This window comes from Nonomuraea soli, from assembly GCF_013761175.1.
In the GTDB taxonomy this organism is placed as follows: domain Bacteria; phylum Actinomycetota; class Actinomycetes; order Streptosporangiales; family Streptosporangiaceae; genus Nonomuraea; species Nonomuraea soli.
In genome coordinates this window covers 385473-403129 of the sequence record NZ_JACDUR010000007.1, presented here as the reverse complement: position 1 = coordinate 403129, position 17657 = coordinate 385473, and the positions used below count along the sequence as shown (strand labels likewise).

The 17657-nt window shown below is 69.2% G+C and carries 16 protein-coding genes and 1 tRNA gene; 5 read left to right on the top strand and 12 right to left on the bottom strand.

Annotation, left to right across the window (positions count from 1 at the left end; all coding sequences use genetic code 11):
- The 7 genes from HNR30_RS34450 to HNR30_RS34420 all read right to left on the bottom strand — a co-directional run bounded on the left by HNR30_RS34450 (nt 1) and on the right by HNR30_RS34420 (nt 6403).
- On the bottom strand, nt 1–765 hold the full coding sequence (locus HNR30_RS34450; RefSeq protein ID WP_181614283.1) for a 3'(2'),5'-bisphosphate nucleotidase CysQ: 765 nt from the start codon (nt 763–765) through the stop codon (nt 1–3).
- Nucleotides 765–2204 (bottom strand): sugar transferase, encoded by a 1440-nt coding sequence (locus HNR30_RS34445; protein WP_181614618.1) that lies wholly within the window; start codon nt 2202–2204, stop codon nt 765–767. The genes HNR30_RS34450 and HNR30_RS34445 overlap by 1 nt, the downstream gene beginning before the upstream one ends.
- A 112-nt stretch (nt 2205–2316) precedes the next feature.
- The gene (gene pth, locus HNR30_RS34440) at nt 2317–2901 is read right to left on the bottom strand and encodes an aminoacyl-tRNA hydrolase (RefSeq protein WP_181614282.1); all 585 of its coding nucleotides are present in this window, start codon (nt 2899–2901) and stop codon (nt 2317–2319) included.
- 60 nt (nt 2902–2961) lie between these two features.
- Nucleotides 2962–3591 carry a 50S ribosomal protein L25/general stress protein Ctc gene (locus HNR30_RS34435; protein WP_181614281.1) on the bottom strand — a complete coding sequence of 210 codons (630 nt, stop codon included), beginning with the start codon at nt 3589–3591 and terminating at the stop codon, nt 2962–2964.
- Nucleotides 3592–3726: 135 nt separating this feature from the next.
- A complete protein-coding gene (locus HNR30_RS34430; RefSeq protein WP_181614280.1) occupies nt 3727–4704 on the bottom strand; it encodes a ribose-phosphate diphosphokinase in 978 nt (325 codons plus the stop codon).
- A gap of 4 nt (nt 4705–4708) precedes the next feature.
- The gene (gene glmU / locus HNR30_RS34425) at nt 4709–6166 is read right to left on the bottom strand and encodes a bifunctional UDP-N-acetylglucosamine diphosphorylase/glucosamine-1-phosphate N-acetyltransferase GlmU (RefSeq protein ID WP_181614279.1); all 1458 of its coding nucleotides are present in this window, start codon (nt 6164–6166) and stop codon (nt 4709–4711) included.
- Between the two features lie 164 nt (nt 6167–6330).
- Nucleotides 6331–6403, bottom strand: a tRNA-Gln gene (locus tag HNR30_RS34420).
- A gap of 271 nt (nt 6404–6674) precedes the next feature.
- Between HNR30_RS34420 and HNR30_RS34415 the strand changes: the two genes are divergently transcribed.
- From HNR30_RS34415 to HNR30_RS34400, 4 genes are all read left to right on the top strand, one after another.
- Complete coding sequence (locus tag HNR30_RS34415; protein ID WP_181614278.1) at nt 6675–7616, top strand: acyl-CoA desaturase; 942 nt, start codon at nt 6675–6677, stop codon at nt 7614–7616.
- Between the two features lie 80 nt (nt 7617–7696).
- Complete coding sequence (locus tag HNR30_RS34410; protein WP_181614277.1) at nt 7697–8626, top strand: TetR/AcrR family transcriptional regulator; 930 nt, start codon at nt 7697–7699, stop codon at nt 8624–8626.
- Between the two features lie 54 nt (nt 8627–8680).
- Nucleotides 8681–10741, top strand: a complete 2061-nt coding sequence (locus HNR30_RS34405) for an RNA degradosome polyphosphate kinase (protein ID WP_181614276.1) — start codon at nt 8681–8683, stop codon at nt 10739–10741.
- Nucleotides 10731–11564, top strand: a complete 834-nt coding sequence (locus HNR30_RS34400; RefSeq protein ID WP_181614275.1) for an NUDIX hydrolase — start codon at nt 10731–10733, stop codon at nt 11562–11564. The genes HNR30_RS34405 and HNR30_RS34400 overlap by 11 nt, the downstream gene beginning before the upstream one ends.
- On the opposite strand, the gene HNR30_RS34395 is transcribed toward HNR30_RS34400, so the two are convergent.
- Genes HNR30_RS34395 through HNR30_RS34385 form a run of 3 tightly spaced genes read right to left on the bottom strand, consistent with a single transcriptional unit; the run spans nt 11561 to nt 14179 of the window.
- Nucleotides 11561–13015: a CYTH and CHAD domain-containing protein gene (locus tag HNR30_RS34395; RefSeq protein WP_181614274.1), complete on the bottom strand. Its 1455-nt coding sequence runs from the start codon at nt 13013–13015 to the stop codon at nt 11561–11563. The two genes, HNR30_RS34400 and HNR30_RS34395, sit on opposite strands and share 4 nt — an antisense overlap.
- A 52-nt stretch (nt 13016–13067) precedes the next feature.
- Nucleotides 13068–13415, bottom strand: a complete 348-nt coding sequence (locus HNR30_RS34390; protein ID WP_181614273.1) for a VOC family protein — start codon at nt 13413–13415, stop codon at nt 13068–13070.
- Nucleotides 13412–14179, bottom strand: a complete 768-nt coding sequence (locus HNR30_RS34385; RefSeq protein ID WP_220134311.1) for a trans-aconitate 2-methyltransferase — start codon at nt 14177–14179, stop codon at nt 13412–13414. The genes HNR30_RS34390 and HNR30_RS34385 overlap by 4 nt, the downstream gene beginning before the upstream one ends.
- Before the next feature lie 55 nt (nt 14180–14234).
- Here HNR30_RS34385 and HNR30_RS34380 point away from each other — a divergent pair, with 55 nt between their 5' ends.
- The gene (locus tag HNR30_RS34380) at nt 14235–14726 is read left to right on the top strand and encodes a MarR family winged helix-turn-helix transcriptional regulator (protein WP_181614272.1); all 492 of its coding nucleotides are present in this window, start codon (nt 14235–14237) and stop codon (nt 14724–14726) included.
- A gap of 26 nt (nt 14727–14752) precedes the next feature.
- Here the strand turns inward: HNR30_RS34380 and HNR30_RS34375 are convergent, their stop codons facing one another.
- Both HNR30_RS34375 and HNR30_RS34370 read right to left on the bottom strand, forming a co-directional pair.
- Nucleotides 14753–16549, bottom strand: coding sequence for an ABC-F family ATP-binding cassette domain-containing protein (locus tag HNR30_RS34375; protein ID WP_181614271.1), 1797 nt, complete (start codon nt 16547–16549; stop codon nt 14753–14755).
- A gap of 132 nt (nt 16550–16681) precedes the next feature.
- Nucleotides 16682–17584: a 4-(cytidine 5'-diphospho)-2-C-methyl-D-erythritol kinase gene (locus HNR30_RS34370; RefSeq protein WP_181614270.1), complete on the bottom strand. Its 903-nt coding sequence runs from the start codon at nt 17582–17584 to the stop codon at nt 16682–16684.
- Nucleotides 17585–17657 lie beyond the last annotated feature (73 nt).

The window sequence follows — 17657 nt, the reverse complement described above, 5'->3', positions numbered from 1 at the left end:
CTAGCGGTGCAGGTCCCGGATTCCGGCGAGCAGGGAAGGCGCCAGCTCCGGTAGGGAAACAAGGATATCCGGAAGGGTCGGGTCGACTTGGTTGTAGGTCAGCTCTGAGCCGTCGATTCTGCTCGCGTGCGCCCCGGCCGCCTGCGCTACCGCCACCGGCGCCGCAGAATCCCATTCGTACTGCCCCCCGGCATGCACGTAAGCCTCGACCTCGCCGGTCAGCACGGCGGCGATCTTCGCCCCGGCCGAGCCGATCGGCACCAGGTCGGCGCCCAGCAGGTAGGCGAGCTTCTGCACGAACTCCGGCGGCCGGGTGCGGCTGACCGCGATGCGGAAGCGCCCTCCCTCGAACCGCCGCAACGGCACGGGCGCGGCCGTACCCAGGCATCGTCCCTGCGCGGGCAGCGCCACGGCGCCCGCCACCAGCGAGCCGCGCTCCCACAGCGCGACGTGCACGGCCCAGTCGGCGCGCCCTTCCTCGGCGAACTCGCGCGTGCCGTCGAGCGGGTCGACGATCCACACCCGCTGCGCCTGCTGGCGGCGCGGGTTCTCGCGTTCCTCGCGCGTGGCCTCCTCCGACAGCACGGAGTCGGAGGGCCGGAGCCGGGCCAGCGACTCCATCAGGAAGACGTGCGACGCGCGGTCACCCTCGGCACGCAGCGCGGGAGGATGCTCGAAGCCGAGGTCGGCGCGGAGTTTCAGGAGCGACTCGCCGGCCGCGGTCGCCAGATCGGCGGCCAGATCGTGGTCGTCGCGAATCGTCATCAATAGGCTCCTTGCCCGCGTGCTACGGCCGACCAAGTCTTCCATAGGATCTGCAGATCGAGCATGAGGGACCAGTTCTCCACGTAACGCAGGTCGAGCCGCACGGATTCCTCCCACGACAGGTCGGATCTCCCGCTCACCTGCCACAACCCGGTCAGCCCGGGACGCACCAGCAGCCGTCTGCGCACGTCGTCGCCGTAACGGGCCACCTCCTCCGGCAGCGGAGGCCGTGGACCCACCAATGACATGTGCCCGAGCAGCACGTTGATCAGCTGCGGCAGCTCGTCGAGCGAGTGGCGGCGCATCCTGGCCCCCAGCGGCGTGATCCGCGGATCGTTGCGGATCTTGAAGAGCACGCCTGCGCTGTCGCTGGTCAGCGTGATCTTCCGGTTCTCCGCGTCGCGCCACATGGTGCGGAACTTCAGGATCGTGAACGTCCGCCCGTCGCGCCCCACCCGCGTCTGACGGAACAGGGCGGGTCCTGAGCTGGTCAGCCGTACGGCAAGCGCCAGCGTCACCAGCACCGGCGCCAGCACGACCAGCATCGCCAGCGCGACGACACGGTCGAAGCAGTTCTTCACCAGTTGCCTGGCCCCGGCCAGCTCGGGATGCTCCACATGAAGCAGCGGCAGCCCCGCGGCGGGCCTGATCGTGGTGCGCGGGCCGGCGACCTCCATCAGCGCGGGCGCCACGACCAGCTCCGTGTGCGTGCGCTCCAGCCGCCAGGCCAGCCGCCTGAGCGCCACCCCGTCCATCTCGGGGCAGGCCAGCACCGCCACCGTGTCGGCCTCGCACTGCCCCACCACCAGGGCCACGTCGGCGAACGCCCCCAGCACCGGCACGTTCTCGATCTGCCTGCCGGGAACGTCACGCGGCAGGCAGGCGGCCACCACCTCCATGCCGTGGTAGCGCTCGGTGCGGAAGCGTGTCACCAGGTCGGCGATCGCCGCGGCATGCCCCACCGCGACGACCCGCCGCATGCACTCGCCCGCGGCCCGGCGCCGGTGCAACGCGCGGCGCAGGCCGTACCGGAAGACCAGGGTCAGCACCACGGTCAGCGGCAGCGCCACCACGACGTACCCGCGCGCGACCTCGGTCTTGGTGGCGTAGGCGCAGACGGCCAGCGCGGTGATCAGCACCAGCCCGCACTGCACGACCCGGCGGAACTCCTCCGAGCCGATGCCCAGCATGCGCGGCTCGTAGGCCCGGTTCAGCGCGATCGCGCACACCCAGGCGAGCGGCAGGGCCAGGCTCAGCACGATGTACGGCGTGGCGTAGGAGGTCACCTCGCCGAAACGCACGAGGAAGGCGACGGCCGCCCCGGCCCCGGCGCAGGTCAGATCCGAGGCGAACGCGCGCAGGAGGTACGGGCGCACCCAGGCCGGCCTGCGAGGATCGGCGCGCCAGGTGACGACCGGTTCCGATCGGACGACGGTCATCAGCCCTTCGCCGTTGTGCACGCACGCCTCCACGTGACCACAGGTCAACAGATAGTCACCAGAGCGTAGCGACCCGGTCGACCCGGCACAGGCGAACGGTTCTATGCGGCGATCAGCGAGGAGGGCCGGAAATGTTCAGGTCGAGCGCGTGGAAGGAGTTCTGCGTCGCCTCCAGGCCGCGCTCCATGAGCGACTCGACCACGTCGGCCGACCGGTCGACCAGGAACGGCAGATCCTTGCGCTCGGCGGTGGCGAAGTCCTTCAGCACGAACGAGGCCGCGTCCATCCGGCCGGGCGGGCGGCCGATGCCGAACCGCACCCGCAGGTAGTCGCGCGAACCCATCGACTTGGTGATCGACTTGAGCCCGTTGTGGCCGTTGTCGCCGCCGCCCAGTTTGGCGCGCATCGCGCCGTACGGCACGTCGAGCTCGTCGTGTACGACGATGACGCGCTCCACCGGGATCTTGTAGAAGTCGGACAGCAGCTTGGTGGGACCGCCGGACAGGTTCATGTAGGTCAGCGGCTTGGCCAGCACCGCCTTGGGCGTCTCCAGCAGCTCGGCCCGGCTCCTGTGCACCTTGAAGCGTCCGCCGGCGCGCGCGGCCAGCTCGTCGAGCGTCATGAAGCCGGCATTGTGCCGGTTGCCCGCGTATTCAGGACCGGGATTGCCCAGCCCGACGATCAACCAACGATCCATCAGATCCCCGCTTATGCCGAAACGGGGCAGCCCGCGGACTGCCCCGTTTCAGACGGATGACTACTCGGCGTTGTCGCCCTCGGCGGCCTCGGCGCTCTCGCCCTCGGCAGCCTCGGCGCTCTCGCCCTCGGCGGCCTCGGCCTCGGGCTCCTCGGTCGGCTTGGCGGTGACGTGCAGCACCAGAGCCTCGGGGTCGGCGGCCAGGGTCGCGCCCTGCGGCAGCTTCAGGTCGCCGGCCAGGATCTGGGTGCCGACCTCCAGGCCCTCGACGTCGACCTCGATGCCGGTCGGGATGTGGGTGGCCTCGGCCTCGACCGAGATCGAGACGAGCTGCTGGTCGAGCAGGCCCTCGGAGTTGACGTCGCCGACGGTGGTGACGGGGATGTCGACGGTGACCTTCTCGCCGCGCTTGACCAGGAGCAGGTCGACGTGCTCGACGAAGCCCTTGATCGGGTCGCGCTGCACACCCTTGGGCAGGGCCATCTCGTCGATGCCGTCACCCTCGAGACGGATCAGGACGTTGGGCGTGCGCAGGGCGAGCAGGATCTCGTGACCCGGCAGGGTGAGGTGCTTGGGGTCGATGCCGTGGCCGTACAGGACGGCGGGAACCTTGTCGGAGCGACGGATCTTGCGAGCGGCGCCCTTGCCGAAGGTCGTACGGGCTTCGGCGGCAATGCGTACTTCGGACACGACATCTCCTAGGGATGCGATTGCGGAATCCCGCGCTCACCCTCAACCGCCCTAGCGGAAGGCGTTACGAGCGCGGACAACCCCACAAGCCTACCTGCTGCGTACGGCGGGCGCGCCCGCCCGCCGTACGCCCGCTCAGGCCTCGCCCTCGAAGAGGCTCGTGACCGAGCCGTCGTTGAACACCTCGCTGATCGCCCGCGCGATCAGCGGCGCGATCGACAGCACGGTGAGCTTGTCGAACTTCTTCTCCTCGCTCAGCGGCAGCGTGTTGGTGACGATCACCTCGGAGATGCGGGAGTTCTTCAGCCGGTCGACCGCCGGGTCGGAGAAGACCGCGTGGGTCGCGGCGACGATCACGTTGGTGGCGCCCTGTTCGTACAGCGCGTCGGCCGCCTTGCAGATCGTGCCCGCGGTGTCGATCATGTCGTCGATCAGCACACACGTGCGCCCGCGCACCTTGCCGACGACCTCGCTGACCTTCACCGAGTTGGCCACGTCGAGGTCGCGCCGCTTGTGGATGAACGCCAGCGGCGTGCCCAGCGTGTCGGCCCAGCGCTCCGACAGCCGCACGCGGCCGGTGTCGGGCGAGACGACCGTGGTGTTGGCCAGGTCGAGCTTGTCCTTGAGGTAGGCCTCCAGCACCGGCATGGCGAACAGGTGGTCGACCGGGCCGTCGAAGAAGCCCTGGATCTGCGAGGTGTGCAGGTCGATCGACATCAGCCGGTCGGCGCCCGCGGTCTTGAAGATGTCGGCGATCAGCCGGGCCGTGATCGGCTCGCGGCCGCGGCCCTTCTTGTCCTGCCGCGCGTAGCCGAAGAACGGCATGACCACGGTGATCCGCTTGGCGGAGGCACGCTTCAGCGCGTCCACCATGATCAGCTGTTCCATGATCCACTTGTTGATCGGCTGCGTGTGCGACTGGATCACGAACGCGTCGCTGCCACGCACCGACTCCAGATAACGCGCGTAAATCTCACCGTTGGCGAAGTCGACGAGCTTGGTCGGCGTCAGCGAGATGCCAAGACACTCGGCCACCTCCTCGGCCAGCTCCGGGTGGGCCCGCCCGGAGAAGAACATGAGCTCTTTCTCACCAGGCTGCTTGATGCTCGTCACGCTTCTACTCCCGCTCTTGCTCGTCGGCCAGCGCCCGGTGGGCGGCCGTGGCCGATTTCGTGCCCGCGCGCCTGCGCAAGACCCACTTTTCGATGTTGCGCTGACGCGCTCTCGCCACCCCGATGGCACCGGGGGGAACGTCGTCGGTGATCGTCGAACCGGCCGCCGTGTAAGCGCCGTCGCCGACGTTCACCGGTGCGACGAGCATGGTGTCACAGCCCACGAAGGCGGCCTCGCCCACGGTCGTGTGGCTCTTGTTGACGCCGTCGTAGTTCACGAACACGGTCGAGGCGCCGATGTTGGCGTCGGCGCCGATCGTCGCGTCGCCCGCGTACGTCAGGTGCGGCACCTTCGCCCGGTCGCCCACCTTGGCGTTCTTGGTCTCCACGAAGGTGCCGACCTTCGACTTGACCCCCAGCACCGTGCCCGGGCGCAGATAGGCGTACGGCCCGACGCTCGCCTCGGGACCGACCACCGCGCTGTCGCAGACGGCGTTGCGCACCACGGCGCCGGCGCCCACCCGCGTGTCGGTCAGCGTGCTCGCCGGACCCACCTCGGCGCCGCTCTCGATGATCGTACGGCCGTGCAGCTGGGTGTTCGGGTGCAGCACCACGTCGGGCTCCAGCTCCACCTGGACGTCGACCCACACGCTGGCCGGATCCACCACGGTCACGCCCGCGCGCATGTGCGCGTCGAGGATGCGCTGGTTCAGCACCCTGCGGGCGAACGCCAGCTGCACCCGGTCGTTGACACCCTCGACCTCGACGTAGTCGCCCGCGATCCAGGCGCCCACCCGGTGACCCTCTTCGCGCAGGATCGACAGCACGTCGGTGAGGTACTCCTCGCCCTGGGCGTTGTCGGTCGACACCCGCTTGACCGCGTCGGCCAGCAGCAGCCCGTCGAAGGCGTAGACGCCGGAGTTGATCTCGCGGATGGCCCGCTGCTCGTCGGAGGCGTCCTTCTCCTCGACGATCTCCAGCACGCTGTTGTTCGCGTCGCGGACGATCCGGCCATACCCGGTCGGCCTGGGCACCTCGGCGGACAACACGGTGACCGCGTTGCCCTCCTCCGCGTGCCGTACGAGCAGCTCGCGCAGCGTCTCGGCTCGCAGCAGCGGCGTGTCGCCGTAGGTGACGAGCACCGTGCCCGCGATCGTGCCCGTCTCCTCCAGCACCGTGCGCACGGCGTGCCCGGTGCCCTTCTGCTCACGCTGCACCACCGCCCGCGCGTCGGGGCTGGTGTTCTTGAGATGGTCGCCGACGCGCTCGCGCGCATGGCCGATGACGACGATCAGCCGCTCCGGCTCGAGCTCACGAGCGGCGGCGAGCATGTGGTCCACCAGCGTGCGACCGCAGACCTCGTGGAGCACCTTCGGGGTCTGGCTCTTCATCCTGGTGCCCTCGCCGGCGGCGAGGACGACGACTGCGGCCGGGCTTACCGGGTTAGGGCGCGGCACACTCACGGATTGAGGCTCCCTGTGGCTGGGCGGTTCAGGGTTTCGGGGTACGGCTGCCGTGTTGCTCGTTGTTGCGACGGCTACCGCACCGCTACCCTCCCGACACGCTGAGGATACCTGGCCTGTCCCGCCGCGGGTCAGCGGAGGGACACGAACCCGAACTTGCCCAGCTCCGGCGCCAGGATTCGAACCTGGAATACCCAGAACCAAAATCTGGTGAGTTGCCAATTACTCTACGCCGGATCGCCCGGAGCCCCCGGCTCCAGGGGTCAAGCTTACCGACCTTCACCACCGGCCGCCGACTCCCTTATCCCGCCGGGGCACCCCGCCTGCCTACGCCTCCGCCCATAACAGACAGACCGAAAATAGGCAAGGCATGGAACCCACATCAGGGGGCAGCAGAGAACGTCATCTTCCCCACATTCGCGTCTTAGCCGTTCCTTACCTACGATGGCGTAAGTTACGGTTGCGTAGCTCGGACATACTTCCCCATCTGTGTCGTGAGAGGTAGCCCATGACCATCGCCGTCGACCGACCGGCACCGACCCCCAAGCCCGAACACGACCCGTCCCGCCGCTCCAAGACCGAGCTTGCCATCTTCGGTCTAGTGGTCGGACTCCCGCTCGTCGCGTTCGCGGCGGCCGTGCCCTTCGCCTGGGGTTGGGGCCTGACCTGGACCGACGTCATCATCGGCTTCGTCTTCTACATCGTCTCCGGCCTCGGCGTCACGGTGGGCTTCCACCGCTACTTCACCCACGGCAGCTTCAAGGCCAAGCGCGGCCTGAAGATCGCACTCGGCGTCGCCGGCAGCCTGAGCCTGGAGATGTCCGTGCTCGACTGGGTGGCGGTGCACCGCAAGCACCACAAGTTCTCCGACAAGGAGGGCGACCCGCACTCGCCGTGGCGGTTCGGCACCAGCTTCAAGGCCGTCACAAAGGGCCTGCTGTACGCGCACATGGGCTGGCTGTTCGAGGCCGAGCGGGCCAACCGCGAGAAGTACGCTCCGGACCTGCTCAAGGACCCGGACATCGTGAAGCTGCACAAGGCCTTCATCCCGCTCGCCGCCTTCTCGCTGTTCGGCCCGGCCATCCTGGGTGGTCTGATCACCATGTCGTGGTGGGGCGCGTTCACCGCGTTCTTCTGGGCCACGCTGGTCCGCATCGGCCTGCTGCACCACGTGACCTGGTCCATCAACTCCATCTGCCACGTGTTCGGCGACGAGGAGTTCGAGTCGCGTGACAAGTCGCGCAACGTGTGGATCCTGGCCATCCCGTCCTTCGGCGAGTCGTGGCACAACCTGCACCACGCCGAGCCGACCTGCGCCCGTCACGGTGCGCTGAAGGGTCAGATCGACCTGTCCGCGGGCACGATCCGCATCTTCGAGAAGCTCGGCTGGGCCCACGACGTGCGCTGGCCGAACCCCGAGCGGCTGGCCGCCAAGCGCGTGGCCGCCTGAGCGGCCGGGCGGGAGACCTGATTCGGCCGATCCGGCCGTGATTCGACATGATGGAGTCTGTGACCGTTCCCCGAAAGCGTATGACCGGCCGAGAGCGCCGCGAACAGCTGATCCGCATCAGCCGCGCGCTCTTCGCCGAAAAGGGGTTCGACGCGACCTCCATCGAGGAGGTCGCGGCCCACGCACAGGTTTCCAAGCCGGTGGTCTACGAGCACTTCGGTGGTAAGGAAGGCCTCTACGCGGTCGTGGTCGACCGCGAGATGCAGAAGCTGCTCGGAATGATCACGGAAGCACTGGCCGCGTCGCACTCGCTGATCAAGCTGGAGCGCGCGGCCTTGGCGTTGCTGCGATACATCGAGGAGAGCAGCGAGGGTTTCCAGATCCTGGTGCGCGATTCGCACGCCGCCTCCGGCACCGGCACGTTCGCCAGCCTGATCAGTGAGATCGCCAGCCAGGTCGAGGACGTCCTGGCCGACGAGTTCCACAGCCGGGGCTACGACCCGCACCTCGCGCCGATGTACGCCCAGATGCTGGTGGGCATGGTGGCGCTGACCGGCCAGTGGTGGCTCGATGTGCGCAAGCCCAGCCGCGAGGAGGTCGCGGCGCATCTGGTGAACCTGGCCTGGAACGGCCTGACGGGGCTCAACCCCAGCCCGCAGATCACGGCGGCGACCCGCAATCACACGCCGCGCCCGATGGCGCCCAAGCCTGTCGATCTCGACGGCGACGAGCCTCGCGAGCTGAGCGAGAAGGAGCGCCGAGAGGTCGAGAAGGTCCGCATCCGCGAGCAGCGCGAGGCCGACAAGGCCCGCGAGCGCGATCTGAAGGAACGCGAGCGCAATCTGCGTGAGGCGGAGAAGGCGGCCGACCGGGCGGAGAAGCTCCGGCAGCGGGAGGCGCGGCTGGCCGAGCGTGCGGCGCGGCTGGCGGAGAAGGACCGCGAGAAGATCATTGTGGAGCGGATCCTGCCGCTTGCCATCGAATCAGCAGAAACGGAACAGACAGAGTAAGTCGTTGAGCGTAAGTTAACGCATTGTTCAACCTAGTTGGGCATATTAACCAATATGTCCGCCGAACTGCTGCACCCTGGAAACGATCTGCCCCTGCCTCAGGAGCGCTTCCTCAACCGTGAGGAGAGCTGGCTGCAGTTCAACGAACGGGTGCTGGAGCTTGCCGAGGATCCCTCGCTTCCCCTTCTCGAGCGAGTGCGGTTCTTGGCGATCTTCGCCAGCAATCTGGACGAGTTCTTCCGAGTGCGGGTGGCAGGTCTCAAACGCCGCATGGCGACGGGCCTGCTGTTGCGGACCAAGAGCGGGCTGAAGCCGCGCGAGGAGCTGGCGCGCATCGGCACGATCGCCGACCGGCTGGCCACGCGGCACGCCCAGGCCTTCCATGAGCGCATCTGCCCGCAGCTGGCCGCCGAGGGCATCGAAATCGCCCGCTGGGAGGATCTGGGCCGCGAGGAGCGCACGGAACTGCGCAAGCTGTTCAGGGAGCGGATCCGCCCGGTTCTGACGCCGCTGGCCGTGGACCCCGCCCACCCGTTTCCCTATATTTCCGGACTGTCGCTCAACCTCGCCGTCGTCGTGCGCAACCCGGTGACCGACCACACGGTCTTCGCCCGGGTCAAGGTCCCGTCGCAGCTGCCCAGGTTCGTGGCCGCCTCCAAGGACCGGTTCGTCCCGCTCGAGGATGTGATCGCCGCCCATCTGGGCCAGCTCTTCAAGGGCATGGAGATCGTCCAGCACCACGTCTTCCGCGTGACCCGCAACGAGGACCTCGACGTCGACGAGGACGTCACGGAGAACCTCATGCAGGCCCTGGAGAAGGAGCTGCTCAGGCGGAGGTTCGGCCCGCCGGTCCGGCTGGAGGTCGAGGACACCATCACCCCGGAGGTGCTCAAGCTCCTGGTCCAGGAGCTCGACGTCGCCCCGCACGAGATCTACCGCATCCGGGGACCGCTCGACCTGAGCGGCCTGCACGCGATCGCCGACCTGGATCGCGCGGAGCTGAGCTACCGCCCGTTCGTGCCCGCGGAAGCCGTACACGCCGAGGACGACATCTTCGCCGTGCTGCGCGAGCGCGACCTGCTGGTCCAGCATCCGTACGACTCGTTCGCCACCAGCGTGCAGCGTTTCATCGAGTCGGCCGCCGAGGACCCGCGCGTGCTGGCGATCAAGCAGACGCTCTACCGGACCAGCGGCGACTCCCCCATCGTCGACGCGCTGATCAACGCGGCCGAGGCGGGCAAGCAGGTCGTGGTGGTCGTCGAGATCAAGGCGCGCTTCGACGAGCACGCCAACATCGAGTGGGCGCGCAAGCTGGAGAAGGCCGGCTGCCACGTGGTCTACGGCGTCGTGGGCCTCAAGACGCACTGCAAGCTCTCGCTTGTCGTACGGCAGGAGCCGAACGGCGAGCTGATGCGCTACTGCCACATCGGCACGGGCAACTACAACCCCAAGACCGCCAGGCAGTACGAGGACTTCGGCCTGCTGACCTCCGATCCGCTGGTCGGCGAGGACGTCACGGACCTGTTCATCCACCTGACCGGCTACTCCAACCACTCGGCCTACCGGCGCCTGCTGGTCGCCCCGCACTCGCTGCGCGGCGGGCTGCTGGCGCGCATCGAGCGGGAGATCGCCCACCAGCAGGCGGGGCGTCCCGCGCGGATCCGGATCAAGACGAACTCGCTGGTCGACGAGGAGATGATCGACGCCCTCTACCGGGCCTCCCGGGCGGGAGTCCCGGTGGACGTCTGGGTGCGCGGCATCTGCACGCTGCGTCCCGGAATCCCCGAGTTGTCGGAGAGCATCCGGGTCAGGAGCATCCTGGGCCGGTTCCTTGAACACTCCCGCATCTACGAGTTTGGCCTGGGCAGGCGTCCCGAGGTGTGGATCGGCAGCGCGGACCTGATGCGCCGCAACCTCGACCGCCGCGTGGAGGCGCTGGTCAAGGTGACCGGCCAGCAGCACAGGGCCTACCTGATCGAGCTCATGGACCTGGCCATGGCGGAGACGACCAGCTCGTGGTGGCTCAACTCCGACGGCACGTGGACCCGGCACCAGGGCACCGACCTGCAGAGCCACCTGATCGGCACCAGACGATGGAGGACCGTTGACGGCTGAGCCCATCAGGGCCTCGGGAGCCGTGGTGTGGCGCGGCTCCCCTGACGCTCCCGAGATCGCCGTCGTGCACCGGCCGCGCTACGACGACTGGACCTTTCCCAAGGGCAAGGCCGAGCCGCGCGAGCACGACATCGTGACGGCGCTGCGCGAGGTCAGGGAGGAGACCGGCTTCACGGTCACGCTGGGCCGGCGGCTGCCGGCTCACGACTACACGCATAACGGCCGCCCGAAACGAGTGAACTACTGGACGGCACGCCTCATGTCCGGCCATTTCACCCCGAACGACGAGGTGGACGAGCTCGTCTGGCTGGATCCGGCCGCCGCCAGGGACCGCCTGACCTTCCCGTTCGACGCCGCGCTGCTCGACCGGCTGCGCCCGCTCGACACCGTCCCTCTCGTGCTCGTACGGCACGGCACGGCCGGCGAGCGTGACGCGTGGCAGGGACCCGACCGGCTGCGCCCGCTCGACGCCCACGGGCTGATCCAGGCCAGGATCCTGGCCAAGATCCTGCCCGCCTACCAGCCCCGGCTGCTGCTCAGCTCGCCGAGCCTGCGCTGCGTCCAGACGCTGGAGCCGTTTCTTCGCACGCTCCTCAACTCCGTAGACGCGAGCCCGGCCCTGGAGCCCCTGCTCAGCGAGGAGGAGTGGGATCCCGACAAGACCGTCGACCTGGTCGACGGGATCCGCGTGCCCGCGGTGGTCTGCTCGCACGGCAAGGTGCTCCCCGCGCTCGCCCCGCGGCACCTCGACAAGGGCGCCTTCGTCGTCCGGCACCGCCTCGGCGAACGGGTGGTCGCCGAGGAGTACCACCTGACGCGTTAGAGCAGCTTGCCGACCGCTTCGACCGTCCGGGCCCACACGGCCGGGAATTCGGCGTGCGCGCGCTCGGCCGTGTTGCGCTCGATCCCGATCAGCAGGCCGTACGTGAAGGTGTCCTCACCCGCCTGCCGCGCGGTCTCGGCCTCCTTGGCCAGGGTCTCCTGCGCGACGACGCCGTCCTGATGCTTGCCCAGAACCTCCTGTACGGCTTCCGCGTGCTTGGCCAGCCTGCCCATGTCCTTGCCGAGCGCGGGCCGGAGCGCCTCCGCGGTGTAGCGGGCACGCTTGGCGGCCTTGCGCACGTCGTGCATGGCGATCTCGCGGCGCTCGGGGTCGTCGATCGCCTGGGCGGTGTCGTAGGCCCTGGTGACGCGGTTCCAGTTCTTCGCCGCGGCGGCGGGGAGCTGCTGCTGGGCGGGCTTGCCCGCCTTGCCGGTCAGCTTCGGCGCGGAGACCAGCCGGTCGAGCGCGTCGAGCAGGGCGAAGTAGCGCTCGCCGCGCAGGGCCTCGCGGATGCGCTCGTAGGCTTCCTGCTCACGTCGGTGCAGGTCCTCGCCGAGGCGGGTCTGGATCGGGCCGGTGACCAGCTCGGGCGCGAGGCTGCGCAGGTGGCCGTCGAAGCGGGCCCGGATGACCTCCAGGTCGCGGGCCTCGCCCAGCACGGTGCCGAGCCATTTCAGCTCTTCCTGCAGCTCGTCCGTGTCCGTGATGATCGACTTGAAGGCCTTGAGCGCGCTGCGCATGCGCCGCGAGGCGACGCGCATCTGGTGCACGGCGTCGTCTTCCGCCCGCCGTACTCTCGGGTCCTGCGAGAGCAGGGCCGCCACGTGCCCGGCCAGGTAGTCGACCACCACCGCACCCGCGCTGCCCGGCTCGGTGGCGGCGCGTTCCAGGGGCGCGGGTTCGAGCAGGCGGGCCAGCTTGCTGGCGGCTCCGGCGGGTTTCGCGCCGGCCTTCATGATCTTCTTGCCGACCTTGGCCAGGAGCTTGCGGTCGCCGTCGAGGAGTTCGGCCTCGACCTCGCGCCACCGCACGACCCTGGGCTCCTCGCCCGTCACGGTGCCCTTGACGCGGTCGTCGGCGACCTCCAGGTCGTTGCCGAGCCGGACGACCGTGCGCCGGGTGTCGAGCTCGGCGACGATCTGCAGGTCGGCGCCGCGCGTGAAGGCGAGCACCAGGTCGGACAGCTCGGTCGGGACGACCTTGATGCTGCGGGTCAGCGGGTGGGTGATCTCCTGCCGCGCGCCCTTGGCCTTGGGCAGTTTCAGGTGCCAGCCGGGGTCGGAGCCTCCGCGTCTCCTGCGGAGCGTCACCCCTCGCCTGGCCAGCCGCAGATCGGCGGTGTCGTAGTAGAGGGCGACGAGCTGGTAGCTCTTGGGGCCGATCGTCGCACCCAGATCCGGTAGTTCGTAGTCGGGTGGAACGTCGAACTTGTCCTCGATCTCAATGCCCACTAGACCCCCTAGATGGCCGATTTCGGACCATGATGCCATCGCAAGGTGAACATCACACGGCCTGAAGGAGCTCGATCCTGTTGCCCACCGGATCTTTCACATAAATTCGCCGATATCCGGGGAAAAGGTTGTCTGGTATGGCCTCGGGAAGCATTTTCGCGAGTTCGTCGAGATTGTCGACGAGGAAGCCCGGATGGGCCTTGGCCGCAGGACGGAAATCGTCCTCGATGCCCAGGTGCACCTCGACCCCCGGCCCCCTGAACCACGCGCCGCCGCGCTTGGCCAGTTCCGGCGGCTTGGGCACCTCCTTGAGGCCGAGCACGCCCTCGTAGAACTCCTTGAGCCGCGGCTCGCTGCCCTTGGGCGCGGCTAGCTGGACGTGGTGGATCGCTGTGATCATTTCTGCCCCACGACGAAGATCCTTCTGAACGGGAACGCCGTGCCGTAGGGCCGGCGCGGGTAGGCCTCGCCGAGCCGTACGGCCAGCTGGGCGGTGAAGCGCTCGCGCTCCTCCTGGTCCAGGCGGTCGAAGACCGGGCGGAGGGCGGTGCCGGAGGTCCACCTGAGCACGGCGTCCTCGCCCTGCAGCAGATGCACGTAGGCGGTCTCCCACGCGTCGATCAGCTTGAACCGGCCGGCCAGCAGGTCGAGGTAGCCCTCGGGCTCGTCGACGGGCCTGGCCCGGGGCACGTCTCCCACCTTGTCCCGCCATTCGGGGCCCTGGCAGAGCTCCCGGATGATCACGTGGCTGGGCGCGTCGAAGTTGCCCGGCACCTGGAAGGCCAGCCAGCCTTCCGGCGCGAGGGCGTCGGCCCAGCGCGTCAGGACCTCGCGGTGGGTGGGCACCCACTGCAGCAGCGCGTTGGAGACCAGCACGTCGACGGGCCCGTCGGGGGTCCAGGTCGCGGCGTCGGCGACGTCGAATCTCACGCCGTGGTGCTCGCGCGCCTGGTCGATCATCTTCTGCGAGGAGTCGAAACCGCGCACGTCCGCTTCCGGCCAGCGCCGCTTGAGGGCGGCGGTCAGCTCACCGCTGCCGCAGCCCGCGTCCACCACCGTCGCCGGGCCCTGCGCCCCGATCCTCGCGGTGAGCTCGAAGAACGGGCGTGATCGTTCGTCGGTGTACCGTGCGTATGCCGACGGGTCCCAGATATCTCTTGACATGAAGATAATTGATATCGAGAGAGATATCTCGATGTCAAGACAGTAGACTTCTCCCATGAACACCGATGAGGTCGATCGGCTGGTCGCCGCCTGGCGACAGGAACGCCCCGATCTGGACGTCGAGCCGCTCCAGGTGCTCAGCCGCGTCTCGCGGCTGGCCAAGCACCTCGACCGCGCCCGCCGGGCCGCCTTCGCCGAGCACGCCCTCGAGCCGTGGGAGTTCGACGTGCTCACCGCGCTGCGCCGCGCGGGCAAGCCGTACGAGTTGTCACCCGGCGCGCTGCTGCGGGCGACGCTGGTCACCTCCGGCACCATGACCAACCGCATCGACCGCCTCGCGCAAGCCGGGCTGGTGCGCCGCCGCCCCGACCCCGAGGACCGGCGCGGCGTGCTCGTCTCCCTCACCTCCGAGGGGCTCGACCGGGTCGACGCGGCCTTCGCCGGCCTGCTCAGGCGCGAACACGACCTGCTGGCCGGGCTGGGCGCCGACGACCAGCGCGCACTCGCCGGCCTCCTGCGCACCCTGCTGGCGCCTTTCGACAGCTGAGCCCTTCGAGCTTCGCTGCACCCCGATTACTCACCGAGGCGCTCGGCGACCTCCAGCCACTCCCCCTCGACCGAGTCCTTCTGGCCCAGCACCTCACGCAGCTGGGCGTCGAGCTCGCCGAGCCGCCCGAAATCGCTCGCGGCGTCGGCCATGGCCGCGTGAAGCTTCGCCTCCTGCTGCCCCAGCTTGTCGAGCTGGCGCTCCAGCCGGTTGAGCTCCTTGCGCAGCTCCCGCTCCTCCTTGGCCGACTTCCCCGGGTCAGCCACCGGAACAGGCGCCTCGACCGGAGCCTTCACCGCCGACGACACCCGCGCGGTCACCGCGCCGCCAGACGCCCGCCGCTCCAGGTACTCGTCGACGCCGCCGGGCAGCATCGACAGCCGCCCGTCGCCGAGCAGCGCGACGCACCGGTCGGTGACGCGCTCCAGGAAGTAGCGGTCGTGCGAGACCAGCACCAGCGTGCCGGGCCAGCCGTCGAGCAGGTCTTCGAGCTCGTTGAGCGTCTCGATGTCGAGGTCGTTGGTCGGCTCGTCGAGCAGCAGGACGTTCGGCTCGTCCATGATCAGCCGCAGGAGCTGCAGCCGCCGCCGCTCGCCGCCGGACAGCTCGCCGACGACCTTCCACTGCGCCTCGCCCTTGAAGCCGAGCCGCTCCAGCAGCTGGGAGGCGCTCCACTCCTTCTTGCCGACCTGGATGTACTTGCGGATCTCCTCGACGGTCTCCAGCACGCGCCGCTTCGGGTCGAGCTCGGCGAGCTCCTGCGACAGGTACGCCAGCCGTACCGTCTTGCCCTTGACCAGCCGGCCCGAGTCGGGCCTGACCTGCTCGGCCAGCAGCCGCAGCACGCTCGACTTGCCCGAGCCGTTGACGCCGATCAGCCCGATGCGGTCGCCGGGGCCGAACTGCCAGGTCGAACGGTCGAGCACCAGCGGACCCTCACCGGGGCCTCCCGCGTGCAGCGTGAGATCTTCGAGGTCGTAGACGGTCCTGCCCAGCCGCGCCGAGGCGAACTTCAGCAGCTCGACCGTGTCACGCGCCGGCGGCTCGTCGGCGATCAGCGCCTGCGCGGCCTCGATGCGGAACTTGGGCTTGGAGGTGCGGGCGGGCGGGCCGCGCCGCAGCCACGCGATCTCCTTGCGCATCAGGTTCTGCCGCCGCTCCTCGGCCGCCTGCGCGATGCGCGCCCGCTCGGCCTTGGCCAGGACGAACGCGGCATAACCGCCTTCGTACCGCTCGACGCGGCCGTCGACGACCTCCCACGTCCGCGTCGAGACCGCGTCGAGGAACCACCGGTCGTGCGTGACGACCAGCAGCGCGCTCTTGCGCGCCGACAGATGCCGCGCCAGCCACGCGATCGCCTCGATGTCGAGATGGTTCGTCGGCTCGTCGAGCATGATCAGCTCGTGGTCCTCGATGAGGAGCTTGGCCAGCGCTGTGCGGCGCCGCTCCCCACCCGACAGCTCGGCCGCCTTGGATTCGAGGTCGAGGTCGCCGATCAGGTTCGCGAGGATCTCCCTGATCTGCTGGTCTCCGGCCCACTCGTGCTCGGCCTTGTCGCCGAGGACGATCTCTCGTACGGCTTTCGCCGGGTCGAAGTCGTCGCGCTGGGCGAGCAGGCCGATCCGGACGCCGCGGGTGTGCGTGACCCGGCCGCTGTCGGGCTTGAGCGTGCCCGCGATGACCGAGATGAGCGTGGACTTGCCTCCGCCGTTGCGGCCCACGACGCCGATGCGATCGCCTGCCTCGATGCCGAGGGAGACGTCGCTGAGCAAGGGCTTGGGGCCGAAGGCCTGGGAGACCGATTCGAGATTGACCAGATTCATCGCAGCACTAGCGTATCCGCGCCGTCCGCTTGTGCCGTACCACCGCCTGTGCCGTACGGCCGCTTGTGCCGTACGTCCGCCTGTGCCCGTACGTCCGCCTGTGCCGTACGCCCGCCTGTGCCGTACGGCCGATCACACGATCTCCGCGCCGGGCACCTCCCCGTGGGCGGCCACCGCGAGCCTGCACACCCCGGCACCGCTCAGCGCCGCCGCCAGCTCCCGCGCGTGGTCCGCGTCGCGTGCCAGGAACGCGCAGGTCGGGCCCGACCCCGACACGATCGCCCCCAGCGCGCCGAGCTCGCGTCCCGCCTCCAGGGTCCTGGTCAGCGACCGCCGCAACATCACCGCCGCGGGCTGCAGATCGTTGACCAGTTCGGTGCCCAGCCGCTCGGCGTCGCCCGCCGCCAGCGCCGCCAGCAGCCCGTCGTTCACCCGCGGCCAGGCGACCTGCTCCCCGGTCGCCTCGCGCAACCTGTCGCACTGGCCGTAGACCGTCGCCGTCGACAGCCCGCCGTCGGCCACCGCGAACACCCAGTGGAAATCGCCCCCGGTCGGCACCCCGGTCAGCTGCTCGCCCCGCCCTGTGCCCACCGCCGTGCCGCCCAGCAGCGAGAACGGCACGTCGCTGCCCAGATCGGCGGCGATCTCCATCAGGTCCTCGCGCGGCAGCCCGAGCCCCCACAACTCGTTGCACGCCACCAGGGCGCCCGCCGCGTCGGCGCTGCCCCCCGCCATGCCGCCCGCCACCGGGATCGCCTTGCGGATGATCAACTCCACGCCGTACGTACGGCCCGCGTGCTTGGCCAGCGCCCGAGCCGCCTGGATGGCCAGATTGCCATCGTCGAGTGGCACCTGGTCGGCGTGCTCGCCCTCCACCCGCACGGTCACCAGCTCGGACTCCCTGGCGACCACCTCGTCGAAGATCGACACCGCGTGGAAGACGTTGACCAGGTCGTGGTAACCGTCGTCACGCAGCGGGCCGACCGACAGCTGGACATTCACCTTGGCGGGCACCCGGACGGTCACCGAACTCATCGCGCTTCTACTCTCATCCCCAGTGGTTTTCAAGGCTCCCGATGCTATCGGTGAGCGGTTCACAGGATTGGCG

Excerpts from the sequence above, each read along its gene's own strand:
- HNR30_RS34450 (WP_181614283.1), bottom strand. The coding sequence starts at position 765 with ATGACGATTCGCGACGACCACGATCTGGCCGCCGATCTGGCGACCGCG.
- pth (WP_181614282.1), bottom strand. The coding sequence starts at position 2,901 with ATGGATCGTTGGTTGATCGTCGGGCTGGGCAATCCCGGTCCTGAATAC.
- HNR30_RS34445 (WP_181614618.1), bottom strand. The coding sequence starts at position 2,204 with ATGACCGTCGTCCGATCGGAACCGGTCGTCACCTGGCGCGCCGATCCT.
- HNR30_RS34375 (WP_181614271.1), bottom strand. The coding sequence starts at position 16,549 with ATGAATCTGGTCAATCTCGAATCGGTCTCCCAGGCCTTCGGCCCCAAG.
- HNR30_RS34405 (WP_181614276.1), top strand. The coding sequence starts at position 8,681 with ATGTCCGCCGAACTGCTGCACCCTGGAAACGATCTGCCCCTGCCTCAG.
- HNR30_RS34410 (WP_181614277.1), top strand. The coding sequence starts at position 7,697 with ATGACCGGCCGAGAGCGCCGCGAACAGCTGATCCGCATCAGCCGCGCG.
- HNR30_RS34415 (WP_181614278.1), top strand. The coding sequence starts at position 6,675 with ATGACCATCGCCGTCGACCGACCGGCACCGACCCCCAAGCCCGAACAC.
- HNR30_RS34390 (WP_181614273.1), bottom strand. The coding sequence starts at position 13,415 with ATGATCACAGCGATCCACCACGTCCAGCTAGCCGCGCCCAAGGGCAGC.
- HNR30_RS34385 (WP_220134311.1), bottom strand. The coding sequence starts at position 14,179 with ATGTCAAGAGATATCTGGGACCCGTCGGCATACGCACGGTACACCGAC.
- HNR30_RS34380 (WP_181614272.1), top strand. The coding sequence starts at position 14,235 with ATGAACACCGATGAGGTCGATCGGCTGGTCGCCGCCTGGCGACAGGAA.
- HNR30_RS34370 (WP_181614270.1), bottom strand. The coding sequence starts at position 17,584 with ATGAGTTCGGTGACCGTCCGGGTGCCCGCCAAGGTGAATGTCCAGCTG.